The sequence below is a fragment of the Novosphingobium clariflavum genome, assembly GCF_026420865.1.
In the GTDB taxonomy this organism is placed as follows: domain Bacteria; phylum Pseudomonadota; class Alphaproteobacteria; order Sphingomonadales; family Sphingomonadaceae; genus Novosphingobium; species Novosphingobium clariflavum.
Window position 1 is genome coordinate 1 of record NZ_JAPCWC010000121.1, and the last position, 329, is coordinate 329.

General features: G+C 68.7%; 1 pseudogene. It reads right to left on the bottom strand.

Going from position 1 to position 329, the window contains the following annotated elements:
* Positions 1 to 312: pseudogene (locus OKA11_RS24560) on the bottom strand (methyl-accepting chemotaxis protein); the annotation flags it as partial.
* Positions 313 to 329 lie beyond the last annotated feature (17 nt).

Sequence of the window (329 nt, forward strand, 5' to 3'; positions counted from 1 at the left end):
GGCAGCAGAGGCGGTGGCGCGCAGGCGGCCGTCCATCTGGGTGATCGCCGCCGAGGTTTCCTCAAGGCTCGCCGCATTGCTTTCGGTGCGGCGGGCAAGGTCCTCGGAGGCCTGGGCGATCTCGCTGGAGCCGGTGCGGATGGCGTGGGTGCTTTCGGTCACCGCGCCGATGAGCTCGCGCAGGGCGCCGACGGCCGAATTGAAGTTGGTCTTCAGTTCGGCATAGGCGGGCGGGAACTCGGCCTTGATCGACTGGGTGAGGTCGCCCTCGCTGATCGCCTGGAGGCTGGCGCGCAGCGTGGTGGTGACCACTTCCTGCTCCTGCGCAT